17 protein-coding genes and 1 riboswitch are annotated in these 16514 nt (G+C 50.4%); of the genes, 13 read left to right on the top strand and 4 right to left on the bottom strand.

Annotation, left to right across the window (positions count from 1 at the left end; genetic code table 11):
• The first annotated feature begins 96 nt into the window (after positions 1–96).
• The gene (locus AF331_RS15100) at positions 97–1011 is read left to right on the top strand and encodes a diacylglycerol kinase (protein ID WP_048007539.1); all 915 of its coding nucleotides are present in this window, start codon (positions 97–99) and stop codon (positions 1009–1011) included.
• Positions 1012–1097: 86 nt separating this feature from the next.
• On the opposite strand, the gene AF331_RS15095 is transcribed toward AF331_RS15100, so the two are convergent.
• Positions 1098–1445: a hypothetical protein gene (locus AF331_RS15095; RefSeq protein ID WP_053428884.1), complete on the bottom strand. Its 348-nt coding sequence runs from the start codon at positions 1443–1445 to the stop codon at positions 1098–1100.
• A 247-nt stretch (positions 1446–1692) separates the two neighbouring features.
• Between AF331_RS15095 and AF331_RS15090 the strand changes: the two genes are divergently transcribed.
• The 5 genes from AF331_RS15090 to AF331_RS15070 all read left to right on the top strand — a co-directional run bounded on the left by AF331_RS15090 (position 1693) and on the right by AF331_RS15070 (position 4252).
• Positions 1693–1998 (top strand): antibiotic biosynthesis monooxygenase family protein, encoded by a 306-nt coding sequence (locus AF331_RS15090; RefSeq protein WP_053428883.1) that lies wholly within the window; start codon positions 1693–1695, stop codon positions 1996–1998.
• Positions 1998–2354, top strand: coding sequence for a hypothetical protein (locus AF331_RS15085; protein WP_053428882.1), 357 nt, complete (start codon positions 1998–2000; stop codon positions 2352–2354). Before AF331_RS15090 ends, AF331_RS15085 begins: the two co-directional genes overlap by 1 nt.
• A 62-nt stretch (positions 2355–2416) precedes the next feature.
• Entirely contained in the window at positions 2417–3814 is a 1398-nt protein-coding gene (rlmD, locus tag AF331_RS15080) for a 23S rRNA (uracil(1939)-C(5))-methyltransferase RlmD (protein WP_053428881.1), read from the top strand.
• The gene (locus AF331_RS15075) at positions 3798–4028 is read left to right on the top strand and encodes an excisionase family DNA-binding protein (protein WP_053428880.1); all 231 of its coding nucleotides are present in this window, start codon (positions 3798–3800) and stop codon (positions 4026–4028) included. Before rlmD ends, AF331_RS15075 begins: the two co-directional genes overlap by 17 nt.
• Before the next feature lie 26 nt (positions 4029–4054).
• Positions 4055–4252, top strand: a complete 198-nt coding sequence (locus tag AF331_RS15070) for a YwbE family protein (RefSeq protein ID WP_048007545.1) — start codon at positions 4055–4057, stop codon at positions 4250–4252.
• Between the two features lie 40 nt (positions 4253–4292).
• Here AF331_RS15070 and AF331_RS15065 read toward each other — a convergent pair whose 3' ends face one another.
• Both AF331_RS15065 and pxpB read right to left on the bottom strand, forming a co-directional pair.
• Positions 4293–5273: a 5-oxoprolinase subunit C family protein gene (locus AF331_RS15065; RefSeq protein ID WP_053428879.1), complete on the bottom strand. Its 981-nt coding sequence runs from the start codon at positions 5271–5273 to the stop codon at positions 4293–4295.
• Positions 5270–5971, bottom strand: a complete 702-nt coding sequence (gene pxpB / locus AF331_RS15060) for a 5-oxoprolinase subunit PxpB (RefSeq protein WP_053428878.1) — start codon at positions 5969–5971, stop codon at positions 5270–5272. Before pxpB ends, AF331_RS15065 begins: the two co-directional genes overlap by 4 nt.
• A gap of 312 nt (positions 5972–6283) precedes the next feature.
• Between pxpB and AF331_RS15055 the strand changes: the two genes are divergently transcribed.
• Together AF331_RS15055 and AF331_RS15050 are read left to right on the top strand one after the other, a co-directional pair.
• Positions 6284–7474, top strand: a complete 1191-nt coding sequence (locus AF331_RS15055; RefSeq protein ID WP_053428877.1) for an MFS transporter — start codon at positions 6284–6286, stop codon at positions 7472–7474.
• 238 nt (positions 7475–7712) lie between these two features.
• A complete protein-coding gene (locus AF331_RS15050) occupies positions 7713–10451 on the top strand; it encodes a hypothetical protein (RefSeq protein WP_053428876.1) in 2739 nt (912 codons plus the stop codon).
• Positions 10452–10760: 309 nt separating this feature from the next.
• On the opposite strand, the gene AF331_RS15045 is transcribed toward AF331_RS15050, so the two are convergent.
• Positions 10761–11603: an STAS domain-containing protein gene (locus tag AF331_RS15045; RefSeq protein ID WP_053428875.1), complete on the bottom strand. Its 843-nt coding sequence runs from the start codon at positions 11601–11603 to the stop codon at positions 10761–10763.
• Between the two features lie 138 nt (positions 11604–11741).
• Here AF331_RS15045 and AF331_RS15040 point away from each other — a divergent pair, with 138 nt between their 5' ends.
• From AF331_RS15040 to thiT, 5 genes are all read left to right on the top strand, one after another.
• Positions 11742–12527 (top strand): ABC transporter ATP-binding protein, encoded by a 786-nt coding sequence (locus AF331_RS15040; RefSeq protein ID WP_053428874.1) that lies wholly within the window; start codon positions 11742–11744, stop codon positions 12525–12527.
• Between the two features lie 2 nt (positions 12528–12529).
• Entirely contained in the window at positions 12530–14161 is a 1632-nt protein-coding gene (locus AF331_RS15035; RefSeq protein ID WP_053428873.1) for a hypothetical protein, read from the top strand.
• Between the two features lie 131 nt (positions 14162–14292).
• The gene (locus tag AF331_RS15030) at positions 14293–15108 is read left to right on the top strand and encodes a ZIP family metal transporter (RefSeq protein ID WP_053428872.1); all 816 of its coding nucleotides are present in this window, start codon (positions 14293–14295) and stop codon (positions 15106–15108) included.
• A 169-nt stretch (positions 15109–15277) separates the two neighbouring features.
• Entirely contained in the window at positions 15278–15607 is a 330-nt protein-coding gene (locus AF331_RS15025) for a hypothetical protein (protein ID WP_053428871.1), read from the top strand.
• A 54-nt stretch (positions 15608–15661) separates the two neighbouring features.
• A riboswitch (TPP riboswitch) is annotated at positions 15662–15766 on the top strand.
• A gap of 61 nt (positions 15767–15827) precedes the next feature.
• The gene (thiT, locus tag AF331_RS15020) at positions 15828–16421 is read left to right on the top strand and encodes an energy-coupled thiamine transporter ThiT (protein WP_053428870.1); all 594 of its coding nucleotides are present in this window, start codon (positions 15828–15830) and stop codon (positions 16419–16421) included.
• The last annotated feature ends 93 nt before the right edge of the window (positions 16422–16514 follow it).

Genomic DNA, 16514 nt, shown 5'->3' with positions numbered 1-16514 from the left:
GATGCCCAAATGAATATTTCGGAAGTATATGTGTATGATGGTACTAGTGGGAACGGACAGACTAATGGAATTAAAATAAGATTAGGATGATGATGGATGAAACGAGCAAGAATTATATATAATCCTACTTCCGGGAGGGAGCTTTTCAAGAAGCATCTTGCCGAAGTGCTGATCAAGCTGGAACAGGCAGGTTATGAAACCTCTGTCCATGCAACGATCTGTGAAGGGGATGCAACCAAGGCGGCTCAGATCGCCGTTGAGCGACGTTATGATATCGTGGTGGCAGCAGGCGGGGACGGTACGCTCAATGAAGTCGTGAACGGACTTGCCGAGCAGGACTACCGGCCCAAGCTTGGGATCGTCCCTATGGGAACGACAAATGACTTTGCCAGGGCCCTCCATATCCCGAGGGATATCAGCTCTGCCATCGATATCATCACGAAGGGTGAGTCCATACCGGTCGATATCGGTCGTATGAACGATCGCTACTTCATCAATATTGCAGGCGGCGGAAGGATCACGGAGCTTACATATGAAGTGCCGAGCAAGCTGAAGACGATGATCGGACAGCTCGCCTATTACTTGAAAGGCATCGAAATGCTCCCGTCCATCAAGCCGACCGATGTATCGATCGAGTATGACGGGAAACTGTTCGAAGGCGAAGCGATGCTCTTTTTGATCGGTCTGACGAATTCAGTCGGCGGCTTTGAAAAGCTTGCCCCTGATGCGTCCATCAATGATGGATTATTCTCTTTGTTGATCCTGAAAAAGACCAATCTGGCAGAATTCATCCGGATTGCTTCCATGGCCCTCCGAGGGGATCATGTCAAGGATCCGCATGTCATTTATACGCAGGCCAACCGTATCAAAATCAAGGCAAAGGAAAAGGTACAGCTGAACGTAGATGGCGAGCTCGGTGGAGTGCTTCCTGCCGAATTCGAGAATCTTTACCGCCATCTCCAGGTGTTTGTCCCGTTGGATAAGATCCGACCGGAAGACAAAGCGCTGTGATGAAGGATTAAAAAAACCGGATGACCATTGCGATTTCAATTGAAATGCATGGTATCCGGTTTTTTTGTTCGTGATCCGCGTTGCTTCTACTTGAGGATGGCCAGGTAAAAGACGACGGGGAAGCCAATCAGAAAGATCCATCCGATCTGCTGCTTGTGGCGAAAAGGGACCTTCCGGACGACCCACGAAAGGATATGGGCGGCCATGACGAAGAAGAAAACCCAGATAAGCTGGCTGACTACGAAAACGAAAAGGTAGGCGAGTATGGTTTCCGATTTCATTAGGAGTGACACGCCGAATCCGAAGGTCAGGACGAGGAATGTCAGAGCTATCAGTATGTATGGGAGCCACCAGCTGCGGGTCTTCAGGGTGAGGAACACCCCGATCAATACGTTCATGATCAAAATCATATTCACAAGAAATTCTTCATTCATAGTATCTACCTACTTTGTTCCGGCACGATGCTGGTTTCTACCTACCACCTTTCCCCATGATCGACAAAGGTAAACGAGTCAGGAATTGACAGACTTTCCACTGAAAAGCCCGGGGGAAAGGGGTTCATCGCCCTCATATTCTCGTAAATCCGGCTTCTGGTCAATAGGAATTGTTTCCTGACTAATACCTCGTGTGGTACAGTGGATGAAACAAGCACGACCTATGAGCCATGAAAGGGTGAGGGCCATGTATATCGTTCATTCAACATTCAATGTTCCGCCGGAAAAAGCCGATGAAGTCATCTCCATCTACCAAAAGCGTTCCGGACTGGTCGATCAGGCGGAGGGTTTTCAGCGCTTCCTTCTTTTACAAAATGAGAAGAAGTCTGGGGAAATTACAGTACATATGGAGTGGGATACAAAGAAACATTTCATGACGTGGGTCCAGGGGGAAGATTTCAAGAGGATCCATGAGCTCGAGAAGAAATACCCGGATCAGGGGCTTGCAGCCATCGTTCCGTCCATTGATAAGTTCAAGGTGGTGGCGTACTGATGGAAAATCAGCTCTTGATTGATAACGTCGTGGAAAAGCTATATAAGCGCTATCCTGAACTGCAGGATCGATTCGGGGAAGAAGGACGGAGAAAGTGCAGGGAAGACAATGTGCACCATTTCAACTATCTCCAGGCGGCTGCGGATGTGGGGGAAGAGAAAATTTTCGTCGACTACGCCATTTGGTTGAACAGTGTCCTGGTGAGCAGAGGCATGAAACCAGACCATCTGATCGATAATTTCGTCTGTATCCAGGAAGCGATCGAAGAAGGGGAAGGGGACAGCCGCTTCACTTCCTATCTGCAGGCAGCCATCCGGTCCATCCGTCAGGGGGAACAGTGTGAAACCCCTTCCTGATTTCGTCCCGGAGACGTGTTTATGGTACAATCATGGAATGAAATCTGAAAAGGAAGATCGACATGAAAAGAATAGCACCCATTACTAAAAATGAATATATCGAAGAGGCGCATTTCGAGGATTTGACCCATGACGGCAATGGCGTAACCAAAGTAGATGGGTTCCCGATTTTCGTTCCGGACGCCCTACCCGGCGAAACCGGTCGTGTCAAAGTCGTGAAGGTCGGAAAAGGCTTCGGCTTCGGGCGACTGGTTGAGAGACACAGTGACAGTCCCTTCAGGCAGGAGCCGCCTTGTCCGATCTACTCGGAATGTGGCGGATGCCAAATCCAGCATATGACGTATGAAGGGCAGCTTCAGGTAAAAGAAAAGAACGTCCGCGATGTGCTCGAGAGGATCGGGAAACTCCGTGATCTCCCTGTCAACCCCGTCCTCGGAATGGAAGAGCCGTGGCGCTACCGGAACAAGGCTCAGGTACCCGTCGGGCTTCAAGACGGCAGACTGGTGGCCGGATTCTATCAAAAGCGAAGCCATGAAATCATCGATATGGATCACTGCATCATCCAGTACGAGAAGAATGATGAAGTGATCCAGAAGGTGAAGGATCTATGCGCAGACCTCGGTATCCAGCCTTATAATGAACAGTCTCATAAGGGTGTCCTCCGCCACATCATGACGAGGACGGCATTCACCACGGGTGAAGTCATGGTGGTCATTGTCACGCGGACCAAAGCCCTTCCCCATAAAGAGGAGCTGATCAAGGGGCTCACCCAGTCAATCAGCGGCCTGAAATCCATCGTCCATAATGTGAACGGCAAACGGACGAATGTGATCATGGGAGATGATACCCGGGTACTGTGGGGGGAAGAAGTCATTCACGACAGCATCGGGGATGTGAAGTTCGCCATATCGGCAAGGTCGTTTTATCAGGTGAATCCTGAGCAGACGAAGGTCCTTTACGATCAGGCCTTGGCATATGCCGATCTTCAGGGAGAAGAAACGGTCATTGATGCCTACTGCGGAATCGGGACGATTTCATTATTCCTCGCACAGAAGGCAAAGAAGGTATATGGAGTGGAAATCGTCCCTCAGGCCATCGAGGACGCCCGGAAGAACGCAGCGTTGAACGGGATGGACAATGTAGAATTCGAGGCAGGACCCGCCGAAGTCGTCATTCCAGCCTGGTATGAGAAGGGCATCAAAGCCGATGTCCTCGTCGTGGACCCGCCACGTAAAGGCTGCGATGAGGCACTCTTGAACACCATTCTTTCCATGAAGCCGAAGAAGGTGGTCTACGTGTCCTGCAACCCCGCCACCCTGGCAAGGGATCTGAAGATCCTTGAAGCAGGTGGCTACCGAACGAAAGAGGTACAGCCTGTGGATATGTTCCCGCAAACGATGCACTGCGAAGCCGTCGCGCGTATTGAATGGGAAGGGGACCCCCATGTATCTGACGATTGAAGAAACAGCAGAGTATCTTTCCCTCCCAGTCGCCTATATCGAAAGCCTCATCCTTGAACGGAAGGTGCGGGCTGTGCATGATGGAGAGCGGTACTTGATCAATAAAGAGCAATTCACCCATCATCTTGAACAGATGGAGAAGATGAAGCGTCAGCTTGCCGAGTATTGGAATGAGCCGATACCCGAAGACCCTGATGTGAAAGACGAGGACTGACAGGTCCTAAGATAGGAGCAGTGAACATGAACGGACAACAGCGTGTGAATATCAAACCGGGTATCGAAGTGGATATCGTCCTGAAGAAAGATCAGCGCTCCGGTGCGTTGACCAGGGGGATCGTCAAAGATATCCTGACCAACTCGCCTCAGCATCCGCACGGCATCAAGGTCCGCCTGCAAGACGGACAAGTGGGCCGCGTGAAACAGATCATAACGGAATAAACAAAAGCGTCCTTCGTTTTGAAGGGCGCTTTTGCTGTCTTCACACGTATTTCAGGGAGATTCCCTGTCTGAGTTCTCTCAGCTGCCTTTCACGCCGGAGATACAGCCTCTGGGCTTCCACATGGGTGATGGGGGCAAATCTCAATTCATCGCCGGGCTTCGCCTGGGCGACCCGCGGTAAATCGATGGAAGCGACCTCGGCGATCCTTGGGTATCCCCCTGTGGTCTGCCTATCGGCAAGGAGCACGATGGGCTGGCCGTCAGGAGGTACTTGGATGGTCCCGGTTGTGACGGCTTCAGAAATCATATCCCGGGGAGTTTCGGTCTGAAGGGCGGGCCCCGATAAGCGGCAGCCCATCCGGTCCGACCGGGGAGACACTGTGTAGGATTGATTGAAAAGTGCCTCCCGGCTTTCCTCTTGGAATTGGCCATGCTCATTTCCCGGCATGATGCGGATCGCCCGCGAACGAGAGTGATCGATGAGCTCATGGGGGATAGACCAATCCGTCGTGGGGTTCCTGGTAAGCGCGTTCCCCATTTTTATGGAAAGACTTGATGGAGTCCCGACGGTAAGTCTGTCCCCTTTCTGCAAGGCCCTGCCCCTATAGCCCCCGATCCCTGCCCGGAGGTAGGTACTCTTGCTGCCCATCACCTCGGGTACTTCAATCCCTCCGGCAACGGCCAGATAGGCACGGCAGCCTTCTTTCGGGGTGCCGAACCGGAGGATGTCCCCCTCCTCCACTTTAAGTGGCTTCCAGAGCGGATGTTGGACCCCGTTGATGGTCGGGGAGAAATCGGCACCGCAAATGGAGAGGAGGGTGTGCCCGTGGAAACGCAGATGAGGTCCTGTAAGGGTGATTTCGATCAACGCTGAATCAATGTCGTTACCCGCCAATAAATTTGCCACTTTATGGGCCAAGGGATCAATGCTGCCGCTTACTGAAACACCGAATTGCTGAAACCCTCCTCTCCCTAAATCCTGTATGGTCGTCAGTAATCCGGGTTTTAAGACTTCGATCATCGGTTGGCCTCCATTTCTTTGTATTCTTCAGCGGTTATGGGTTTGAATCGAAGGTGGTCGCCTGCCTGTAACAAGCCGGGCGGACAAGCCTGAGTGTCGAACAGAGCGACGGGTGTCCGGCCGATCAGCTGCCAGCCGCCGGGGCTTTCCAGGGGATAGATGCCTGTCTGGCTTCCGGCGATGCCGACGGAGCCACTCGGAACCCTGAGGCGTGGTTCCTTTCTTCGCGGAGTCGCGATTTCTTCAGGCATGCCGCCGAGATATGGAAACCCGGGGGAAAAACCGATCATATGAATCAGGTAAGGAGAGGCGGAGTGCAACTCTATTACCTTTTCGGGAGTCAGGGCATTCCACTCTGCCACAGACTCCAAATCCGGTCCGAAGTCGCCCCCATAGCATACCGGAATCTCGATTGTCCTCGGCTCCTTATCGGTTTGAAGAGGGGCGGAAGAAAGGATCATATGTATTCTATTCATTGCTGTTTCGTAAGGGAGTCGGCCCGGATCGTCCAGATTCGTAGGATCGTAGTGAAGTGTGACCGTGGTGAAGGCGGGTACGATATCAGTCATCCAGGAGAGATCTGCCCGTTCGATGGCAGAGCAGATGCTCCTGACCTTCACATGGGTAGTGTGATCGATTGAGGGACCTGCCTCGATGACGAGGGAGTGATCTCCCAAGGGACGTAAGGAATAATCCACATGTCATCCTCCTTTATGTTTGAAAGTTTAAACTTATCTGACTCTTATTATAGTAGAATGGGCAGTCTTTTCAACGAAGAACGCCCGCAGGCTCCTTGAAAAAGTGAATAATCCGAACTTTCCTTATAAAAGCGCCATCTTCTTGCGACTTTGTGTTATTATTTAGTAATTCGAAATACTCGTATCGCAAGGGATGGCGATCTTAGCCCATTCGGGTAAGGGAATCTGCAGAGGTTTCTTCCGCTGGCAAATGCCTGCCTCCCTGAAGGGACGAATTCAGAATCAAGGTTGTCATAAGAGAGGAGGGTTTCTATGATCTCTGCAAAAGATCCCCTGTGGACACGGTCTTTTGTGATGCTGATGGTAGGGAACCTGTTTGTATTCATGTCATTTCAGATGCTCATCCCGACGCTTCCGCCCTATATCAAATCGATTGGGGCATCGGGTTTTGAAATCGGACTGGTCACAACATTATTTTCCCTCGGTGCGGTCCTCAGCCGTCCGTTCATCGGTTTCATGCTTGAGTATAAAGAAAGGAAGCCCCTCGTATTGGGAGGAGCGGCCATGCTCCTCGCCATCACGATCATCTACCCCCTATCCAGCGTCGTCCTGATCTTCCTGTTGTTCAGGTTCGTTCACGGTCTGGTGTGGGGGTGGTCGACGACGGTCAATGGCACCGCGGCCGTTGATGTGGTGCCGAAATCAAGGCTTGGTGAGGGGATGGGCTATTACGGGCTGTCGATCACGATCGGCATGATCATCGCCCCGAGTCTTGGAATCTATCTTTATCAGGTTACGACCTTCACTAATCTGATCATCACCTCCGGCATACTGGGGCTCATTGCGGTTCTCCTGCTTGCGGTTGTGCGCTATCAGACCCCGAAGGTCGTCAAGGAGACGAAAAAAGAGAACCTGACCTTTTCATACCGGGATTCCCTTATTGAGAAGTCGAGCTGGTTCCCGGCTTTCATCACGATCGTCATCACCTTCGGCTACGGCACGATTGTGACATTCATCGTGATATTCGGAGACGAACGGGGCATCGATCATATCTTCCTGTTCTACCTCTTCAATGCCATCCTGGCGTCGCTCTCTAGGCCGATTGCGGGGAAATGGTTTGATCAGAGGGGGCCGAAGGGGCTTGTTCTGTTCTGCATCGCTGTGACGTTCATCGGAATGTGGGTGCTCTCCCTTGCCCATTCGGATGTCATGATCTCCATTGCAGGCGTTTTATTCGGAATCGGTTTTGGTTCCTTGATCCCGACGCTTCAATCCTGGACGCTGTCGTTGACGCCGGAGCACAGGCGCGGCGTCGCGAATGGAATGTTCTTCTCATCCATCGATCTCGGGATCGGGCTGAGCGGGTTGGTCTTCGGTGTATTGGCACAGTATATCGAGATCGGGATCTTGTTCCAGATCTCAAGCATTTTCCTCTTGGCTGCCTTTTTTATCGCGATTTTCCACGGGAGGAAGAAGAAATTGGTTCATCAGGCGGCCTCCTAGTTTACGGGTCGCACGACAGTGGTATGATGATAGGACTATCCCTTTTCAATGCGGTGATGCCGCCATTGGAAGTGGATAGTCCTTTGTTCTGTAATGAATGAAGGTCTATGCGACCATGGTACAAAGGACCATTCGCAAAATGAAAAGGAAATGACATTTTATCACGGTGAAATTCTGTTAGAATGATAGAAATAGATCAGTCTGCGGATTGTTGGTTCCGCATTTAACGGAGGATATTATGACAGAAGAAAAACTGCTAATGGAAAAAACATTCCATGAAACATTCACAGGGGATACCGGAAGGAATCTTCATCCCATCGAGGTCTTGGGTGCTGCCTTCGTCGAAGAACAGAAGAATGAGCCTTATGACCTGACCGATATCCGCTTTGCGCAAGGGGAAGTCTATTTCCACTGCAAGGATTATGAAGCGGCCATCTTCAAGTGGGAAAGCGTTCAGAACGAGCGTGAGCCTTGGGCGAAGAAAAACATTGCCGATGCTTATTATGAGCTCGGGATGCTTTCTTCCGCCGAAGATGTGTATACCGCCATCCAAACCGACGGAGTCGTATTGACGATGGAGGTATCCCTGCAATTATTCTCCCTTTATATCGAACGGGAGAAGACTCAGGAAGCATACCGCGTCATCGAGAAGGCACTCGGTATCGATCCGGACTATCCAAATGTTTCCTCGATTGCCCGTGCTTTCTACGAGGGCCAGCAGGATTGGAATAATGCCATCGAGCTTGCAGTGAGGGAAGCGCTCCGCACGAAGGACGGCAAATGGTTTTCCGTTCTCGAGGAATATGCGGTCAAAGGGTACATCACATCGTTTGCCCCTGCGTACTTCCATGACCTCCTCATCGCTTCCTATGAGAGCGATTCAAGGCAGTTCCGAGGGCTTGTCGCAGCGTTCTGGAACAGCTACAAGGTGGAACCTGCACTGCATATCGAATGGATGCAGACGATCAATACCATTTTTGAATACGTGCAGATCGAGAACCATGAATCGTGGGATGATATCCTTTCCCTTTATAAGGAATCCTTCAACGGCTTCATGGAGAGCGGTCATCTGATCCATGATCTGCAACCCTTCATGCCTGGTCTTGTGACAAACTGGCTCAAAGTGAGCCGTGCAGGGTCATCCCTGCTTGCGGCTTCTGCCGTTCTTGCATGGAACGATGTGTTCTCGTATTCCCTTGAGCCCGGGGTTGCGGAAGAAGCAGAGGCGCTGCTCATCGAGTCGGCAGAAGATGCCCGCTTCGAGGATGTCCTCCTCTTCCTTAACCGGATCATGGCTTGGTCCGAATCGAATCGTGTACCTGTAGGCTATAAGACAAAATGGATGTCCGAGCAGCTGATGGATTATAGCAGGAACCATATCGTCGTCGCAGGAAGCGTTTCGAGCGGGAAGTCTTCCTTCGTGCAGTCTGTCCTCGGTGAGAGTATCGGGGAATCAGAAGGTTCGACGGTGGTCTACACCTATCATGATCAGCCTGTCGAAGTAAGTGAAATCCACGGAGAAGGCGTCCGCCGTGTGGAGAGCATCGCTGATTTCGAAGAGGTGATGCACAGGGAAGCGTTTGTCGAGTACAAGATCCCTTCAGACTTCCTGAAGAAAAACAGTGCCGTCCTCATCGATGTCCAGGCAGGACAAAGGCATCAGGATGATCTTGCTTCGTTCTATCCGGTGGCAGATGGCCTGCTGTATGTACTTAACGCCGAGGCGCCGTTCAATGCCGAGGATCGTCAAGTGCTACGCAGGCTGCAGGAAATCGATCAGCCCGTCAAGATCAACTTCCTGTTGAACAAAATGGATAAGGTCGGGGTACATCCAGATGATGTGATCGAATCCGTGGAACGAAAGGCCAAGGAGTGGTTCCCAGAAGCGGAAGTGCTGCCGTATTCGTCCCTTGAGGCCGTTTCCATCCAGCGTACAGGTGTAGAAGCATTCATGACCCGTCATTATGATGTGAGTCCTGCGTATATCAAAGCAGAGAGAGGGACGAAGCTCTTCTACCTTGTGCGTAAAACCTTGAAGGATCTGTATTCGATCCGCAAGAATAAAGAAATCGCCTTGAAAGAAAGCATTGCGAAAAATGAAGACATCCTGTCACGACTGAATGGATTCCACAATCATCTCGGTGATATGCAGGGAGAGAAGATTGCCCTGATCAAAGATTCCTTCCACGAGCGCAAAGAAGCGGTCAAAAAGGAAATCAGGACGGAAATTCCCAATATCCTGCATAAATGCTCCGAGCTGATCAACGAGGAAAGTGACTATAAGAATATCCATACCGAGCTCAATGAAGCGATGAATACAAGGATACAGGAATATCTCCAGAATGACCTCATGCCGAGATACCTCGATTCCCTTCAGGAATGGCTGGCAGCATCGAAGCATGAACTGCAGGAAAGCCAAGAGTATCTGTACGAAATGAGTTCGACCTTCAATGGTCTGTTCGGGGAAGAGCGAGTCGTCCTTCAGTGTGATGATCAGGTGCTCGACGACTGGAGACGGGATGTAAGCCGCATGGGGACGAGGGCGCAGATCGATAAGGAAAATATCCTCCTCCGCTTCAAGCCTGCCCAGTTCCTATTGAAGAGTGCCGGGAAGCTCTTGGGCGTGCTGCCTCAGAACAAGACGCTTCTATACAATCAGTACAAGCGATACCTGGAGAATGAGGACTACGGGGATATTACTGAATCCGTAGTGACGAAATTCTTCCTACAGTTCGATCTGTTCGAGAAATCGTTGGAACAGGATATCCGCTCCTTCTATGCACAACCTTTCCACCAGCTCTCTTTGACCATCAAAGGGACAGAAGGGGAAATCATGGAGGACAAGGAACTTCTGAGCGAAATAAAGGCGGACCCCGAAAGATATTTCGACCCGATCACTTTATTCGAAGTGAAACTCCTGCAATATGAATATATGATGAAGGCAAGCTATCAGCCTTCTCAAAAGTATTCCCGATAAAAAAGCTGTCACGAAACTGTTTTAGCCATAGTAAAACCCGAATTCACTTGCTTGCGATAAGGCAAATGAATTCGGGTTTTTAAGTTATGTAAAGAACATTACTATTTCATTGTTTCCAGCGGTTGATTGGAGTGCAAGACGAAGACTCCTGTAGCTGATGTGAGACCCCGCAGGCTTGCCGGGGAGGCACACACGGGTTACCCGCGGAAAGCGAAGTCTTGCACGGAAATCATTAGCGGTATTAAGAACCTACACTGCCATTGTTCGTCATTGTATGATCCCTCTTTTTATTTTGTCCTACCCTCTTTTTTATGTGGCAAAGATGGATGTCATGATCCGTTTCAGTGAATTCTCCGTACGCACTTCCGAGAAGTCCAGTCCAAGGTGGATTGCTGTCTGGGCCACTTCGGGGCGGATACCGGTCATGATTGATTTCACGCCGAGAAGGTTAAGGGCATCCACCAGATGGAACAGCTGCTGTGCGACCATCGTGTCGATGAGAAGGACGCCGGAAAGGTCGATGATCAGGGTGGAGAGCTGTGATTGTGAGCTCTGCTGAAGCGTTCCTTCCAATATGCTCCTTGCCCTGGCTGTATCGATATCGCCAATGAGGGGGAGAAGGCCGATTTCATCTGTCAGGGAGATGACGGGCGAACTCAATTCATTGATAAGATCAGACTGGGCTTGAAGCCTGTCCATGATATACGTCAAATAATGGGAAGTGAAGCGTTCAAGTACGTAGTCCAGGGATCTGTTAAGTTGTTCTTCCCACTGGAAGACTTCAGCAACACCGATATCAAGACCGGACTCGTTGACGAATTTTTTGACGAAGTTCCAGTAGACTCTCCTGAAGACGGCGGAATTCCGTACCACTTCATCAAGGGTGGTAGTAGAGCGGCTGCGATCGGCAGCCGTTTTCTTCGTCCACTCATCAATCGCTTCTTTCATCTCTTCTTCTGGGCGGATCAGGCATTTGGCCAAGAGCCTGGCGTAAGTCGCGTTCTGCTCTTTCACCCGCTCCTGTACATCCTGGGGTGCCTCGGCGGAATAATGGGAGCCGTACTTCACGCGTTGGCGGGCGGCCCATTCCTCAGTGAAATGATAGGCATTTTCGTTCAGATACTCATATAGTGCTAGTGAATGTGTCGTCATAAGGCTCTCCTTCGCAAATCTTCTCTACTCATTGTCTATCGAATGTCAGTCTTTGTCAATGAATGGTGCAGGAGGAAAAGAAATGGAGATGGATATATGTTACCATTGGAAGATACTGTTTAAGTAAAGGAGTATAGCATGGAAACGAATCAACCAATCCTCTCATTGCATCAACTAAAGAAAGCCTACAATGGAAAAGAAGTATTAAAAGGTGTAGACCTTGATGTGTTCCCCGGGCAGATCATCGGCTACATTGGTCCGAATGGAGCCGGTAAGAGTACAACAGTTAAAATCATCCTCGGACTTGAAGAATATGATGCCGGCTCAGTGAGGCTGTTCGGAGAAGAAATCACCTCTGCGTCGGTTGAATACAAAAAAAGGATAGGGTATGTGCCTGAACTTGCAGACCTGTACGATAATCTCACGGCACAGGAATACTTGACCTTCAGCGGAGAGCTGTATGGGATGGCCCCGGTCGAAGCGGATGAAAAAGCGGAAAAGCTGATGAGCCTCTTCGGGTTGTCTGAGGTGTATCATTCCAGGATTGCATCCTACTCAAAGGGAATGAAACAGAAGACCCTCATTATTGCGAGTCTTCTTCATGATCCGGATATCCTGTTCCTGGATGAGCCGATCAATGGCCTCGACGCCAATTCCGTGATGATCTTCAAAGAACTGCTGGCGCAGCTTGCTGCAGAGGGCAAGACGATTTTTTATTCCTCCCACATCATGGATGTTGTCGAGAAGATCAGCAGTCGCATCATCCTGCTTCATCAAGGGACGGTCGCAGCGAATGGAAGTTTTGAAGAGTTGAAGAATCAGAATCTGGAAGGTTCCCTCGAGGAAATATTCAATCAGCTGACTGGCTTCACCGAGCATAAGGAAACGGCGTCTGAGATCGTTTCGGTCGTAAGGGGAGTGTAGTGATGAGGACATTTCCGACCCTGAAGGTCCTTGATGCATTCAAGGGTTTGTTCGCGATATTCGGCTTTGATTATCCTGTCATCCGCAAGATCCTCCAGATGAAATGGACCATGGACGGCAGGAGGGTCCCTACCATCTTCCAGCAGGGAAAGGTAAAAAATAATAAAGACGGGAATCGGTTCATCAAATCCCTCTGGGTGTATGCCTTATATGGATTGATCCTGCTTCCGATCCTGTTCTTCGGGGATATGTATCTGTTTCAAATGACGCTGATATTCTCCGTCATCTTCTTCATGACAAGCACCTCGATGATCTCGGATTTTTCGGTCGTGATCCTCGATGTGCGCGATTCCACGATCCTTTTCACCAAACCGGTCCAGCGGAAGGATATCTCGATGGCGAAGGCGTTACATGTATTCTTTTATCTGTTCTTCCTGACCGGAGCACTGACGGTCATTCCGCTTGTTGCTTCGTTCTTCTTGAATGGGTTTGTCTTTTTCCTTTTGTTCCTGGTTGGTATCGTTCTTCTTGATCTTCTCATCCTGGCCATGACGGCCCTGATGTATTATTATGTTCTGAAGTTTTTTGATGGTGAGAAGCTGAAGGATATGATCAATTATGTCCAGATCGGTCTCTCCGTCGGGATTGCCATCGCCTATCAGCTGGCGGCAAGGGCGTTTGATCTCGTGGATGTGAATGTTTCTTTTTCACCGGAGTGGTGGACGGTGCTGATTCCGCCCCTTTGGTTCGGTGCCCCGTTTGAATACGTCCTCAACGGGAATCATTCCACAGTGGTACTGATCATGACCATTCTCTTCGTGCTGGTTCCCCTGGCCGCAATGGTCATCTACATCAAGGCGCTTCCCCAGTTCGAGCGCAATCTTCATAAGCTCTCGGCCCAAGCTGGAGGAAGGAAGAGAAGGGTGAAAAGTGATCGTTTCCTTAAGTTGCTTTGCCGGAATCAGGAGGAACGTGCGTTTTACCGATTTGCCCAAAAAATGATGAGGACGGAGAGGGATTTCAAGCTCAAAGTCTATCCTTCATTGGGCTTCGCCCTGATCCTCCCGTTTCTCTTTATTTTCACAAGGCCAGACCTTTCCATCTCGGATCTTCCTGGAAGTAAATCATATCTGGCTGTCTATGCCAGTCTCATCGTTGCCCCGTCCGTCGTGATGATGCTGAATTATTCCGGAAGGCATAAAGGGTCCTGGATCTACAGGGTGGCTCCAGTGACCCGGGTGGACTCGGTCTACAGAGGGACATTGAAAGCATTCCTTGTGAAGCTGTTCCTTCCGGTGTACATGATTCTTACCCTTGCATGCATCTTCCTCTATGGACCTGTAATCATACCGGATCTTTTCGTCATCTTCATAATGGTGTGTATCACGACGGTCCTATGCAGCCTGTGGATGAATCGGGTTCTTCCTTTTTCGGAGAGTTTCGAAGGGATGGCCCAGAGCGAAACCCTTAAAATCATCCCCTTCTTCTTCGTGGGGGGAGCACTGGTGGGTCTGCATTACCTGGTACTCAAGATACCTTTTGGGATCTATGGGTATGCGGTGATTGTGACTGCGGTCAATCTTATTTGTTGGAAATGGCTGATCAACGGTCGGAATGAGCCGGAACGTCTTTAGGCGTTTCCGGCTTTTTGCCTTGCGCGGAAATTCATTCGGATAACACCATTTGCAGCTATAGGCATATACATAGGGAAGAATGGGTAACGTCGAAAAGGGAATGATGATAGAGGACGAAAGGGGAGAGCTTCATGTTCCTTGATTGGTTAGGCGGACTTAATCCTGCTCTACAGGCGCTTTTCGGAGGAACGGTGACTTGGGGGCTTACAGCGTTGGGGGCCTCTGCGGTCTTCTTTTTCAGAAAGATTGAGAAACATACATTGAATATGATGCTGGGCTTTGCTGCGGGGGTCATGATTGCAGCGTCCTTCTGGTCACTTCTTGCTCCATCCATCGAGTTCAGCGAGCAGAACGGGCAGATCCCGTGGCTTGCACCGGCAGTCGGTTTCCTTCTTGGAGGACTTTTCATCCGGCTCCTGGATTTTGTCGTCCCCCATCTGCATCTCGGGAATGCATCGGAAAAGGCGGAGGGACCACCGACGAAGTTCAAGAAATCCACGCTCTTATTCCTTGCTATCACGCTTCATAATATTCCGGAAGGTCTTGCAATCGGGGTGGCTTTCGGGGCTGCGGCACTCGGCCTTGGCGATGCGACCCTGATCGGGGCCATCGGTCTTGCCATCGGAATCGGGATTCAGAATATGCCGGAAGGGGCCGCATTATCCATCCCTCTCAGAGGCGAAGGGATGTCCCGAAGGCGGGCTTTCAATTACGGTCAGATGTCTGCCATCGTAGAGCCCATTGCAGCAGTCATCGGAGCGGCGGCCGTGCTGATGATCCAACCGCTCCTTCCGTATGCCCTGGCATTCGCGGCAGGGGCCATGATATTCGTCGTTGTCGAGGAATTGATACCGGAATCCCAATCTTCAGGAAGCACGGACCTTGCCACCCTGGGTCTGATGGCGGGGTTTGTGGTCATGATGATCCTGGACGTATCGTTGGGTTGAGAGAGAGCACCCTGAAAATTCAGGGTGCTTTTTACGTGCTTGTCAGGGTCGCTTTACCACGAATGATGTCGGACTATCTGTAAAAAGAGTCAAAAGACCTATTATCGGTGAATCTTTTTGTCATATCATTCAGATTCTTTTATACTATACTATAAAGGGATTCATTAGTATGAAAGAACTGGTTGGAGGGGATGGAATGAAGCTGATCGCCGAGTCGAAGAAGACACTGAGCATTCTTTTGGTTGCAATCCTTTTCGTGACAGCAAACCAGATTCCTGGAGTACAGCACGTCACAGCGCGCATCGCGACCAACGTGTATATCAACTTTAAGTATGAGCATTTGAAATTATCCTATGATTCAGTCGAATATTCCCCGCAGCTCGGCGACTACTCCGTAGCGTATAAAGACGGGGAGGGGAAGCGCTATGGCTTCATGGTCACTCCGAAAGCCATGCCGATCTTCATCCGTCATGATCCGTTGGAGCCTGCACCGGAATGATTTTGCCCTTTTCCCGCTCTTCCGTTATAATGGACAGGTAATCAATTTCATAAACGTAACCACAAGGGGAGCTTTTTTGCTGAGAGTGAACGGTCGATCCGTTCTGACCCTTTGAACCTGTTAGTTAGCACTAGCGTAGGGATGTGGAAGGCAGTTTTCTGCCTTGTAGTACATGCATTCTCCCTAATGGTTTCGTTCATAGAAAAGGGGGATTTTTTTTATGAAGAATATGAAGCTCATCGTCTTGATCGAAGTGGCAATCATGGCGGCTCTGGCCGTCGTGGTCGATCTGATTCCATCCATCAAGCTAACACCGTCGATCTCATTTAATGTGGCCATGGTGCCGATCTTCCTGTTGGCATTCAGAAGGGGCTTCAAGGCGGCCACCCTGGCCGGTTTCATCTGGGGATTGTTACAGGTCGCCCTCGGGGAAGCCTGGGTCGTTCATCCGGTACAGGTCTTCCTTGAGTATTTCGTGGCTTTCGCCTTTATCGGTGGGGCCGGACTATTCAGCAGCCGGATCCAGAGCGCGGTGCGCGATGGGAGGAAGAAGGGGCTGCTGAGTTGGATGCTTCTCGCGATTTTGGTCGGAAGCGTGGCCCGTTATTTCTGGCATTTCATCGCGGGTGTGTTCTTCTTCGGGTATTTGGCGCCGGATAACCTGTCGCCGGTTCTGTTTTCATTTGCTGCCAACGGAGCTTCGATGCTCGGTTCGGCGATCCTTTGCGCGATTGTTTTATGCGCGCTGGTGGCTACAGCACCCCGACTTGTCAAAGTCGAGGATGGACGTCCCGTCAATCGTAAAGCTGCGTGAGTGTGAAGATCGGCTGAGGCCGGTCTTTTTCTATTGTGCTGGCGGGGGTTTCGCTTGGGGAGAGCAGGGGTAAATGAACAGGAATAGGACTAT

It is taken from the genome of Rossellomorea marisflavi, assembly GCF_001274775.1.
Lineage (GTDB): Bacteria > Bacillota > Bacilli > Bacillales > Bacillaceae_B > Rossellomorea > Rossellomorea marisflavi.
This window is presented reverse-complemented; position numbering and strand designations above follow the sequence as displayed.

What these genes read in the sequence shown, in the direction of transcription:
- AF331_RS15040 (WP_053428874.1), top strand. Translation starts at nt 11,742, where the DNA reads ATGGAAACGAATCAACCAATCCTCTCATTGCATCAACTAAAGAAAGCC.
- AF331_RS15055 (WP_053428877.1), top strand. Translation starts at nt 6,284, where the DNA reads ATGATCTCTGCAAAAGATCCCCTGTGGACACGGTCTTTTGTGATGCTG.
- AF331_RS15035 (WP_053428873.1), top strand. Translation starts at nt 12,530, where the DNA reads ATGAGGACATTTCCGACCCTGAAGGTCCTTGATGCATTCAAGGGTTTG.
- AF331_RS15030 (WP_053428872.1), top strand. Translation starts at nt 14,293, where the DNA reads ATGTTCCTTGATTGGTTAGGCGGACTTAATCCTGCTCTACAGGCGCTT.
- AF331_RS15025 (WP_053428871.1), top strand. Translation starts at nt 15,278, where the DNA reads ATGAAAGAACTGGTTGGAGGGGATGGAATGAAGCTGATCGCCGAGTCG.
- AF331_RS15090 (WP_053428883.1), top strand. Translation starts at nt 1,693, where the DNA reads ATGTATATCGTTCATTCAACATTCAATGTTCCGCCGGAAAAAGCCGAT.
- AF331_RS15065 (WP_053428879.1), bottom strand. Translation starts at nt 5,273, where the DNA reads ATGATCGAAGTCTTAAAACCCGGATTACTGACGACCATACAGGATTTA.
- AF331_RS15070 (WP_048007545.1), top strand. Translation starts at nt 4,055, where the DNA reads ATGAACGGACAACAGCGTGTGAATATCAAACCGGGTATCGAAGTGGAT.
- AF331_RS15050 (WP_053428876.1), top strand. Translation starts at nt 7,713, where the DNA reads ATGACAGAAGAAAAACTGCTAATGGAAAAAACATTCCATGAAACATTC.
- thiT (WP_053428870.1), top strand. Translation starts at nt 15,828, where the DNA reads ATGAAGAATATGAAGCTCATCGTCTTGATCGAAGTGGCAATCATGGCG.
- AF331_RS15045 (WP_053428875.1), bottom strand. Translation starts at nt 11,603, where the DNA reads ATGACGACACATTCACTAGCACTATATGAGTATCTGAACGAAAATGCC.
- AF331_RS15075 (WP_053428880.1), top strand. Translation starts at nt 3,798, where the DNA reads ATGTATCTGACGATTGAAGAAACAGCAGAGTATCTTTCCCTCCCAGTC.
- AF331_RS15100 (WP_048007539.1), top strand. Translation starts at nt 97, where the DNA reads ATGAAACGAGCAAGAATTATATATAATCCTACTTCCGGGAGGGAGCTT.
- AF331_RS15095 (WP_053428884.1), bottom strand. Translation starts at nt 1,445, where the DNA reads ATGAATGAAGAATTTCTTGTGAATATGATTTTGATCATGAACGTATTG.
- rlmD (WP_053428881.1), top strand. Translation starts at nt 2,417, where the DNA reads ATGAAAAGAATAGCACCCATTACTAAAAATGAATATATCGAAGAGGCG.
- AF331_RS15085 (WP_053428882.1), top strand. Translation starts at nt 1,998, where the DNA reads ATGGAAAATCAGCTCTTGATTGATAACGTCGTGGAAAAGCTATATAAG.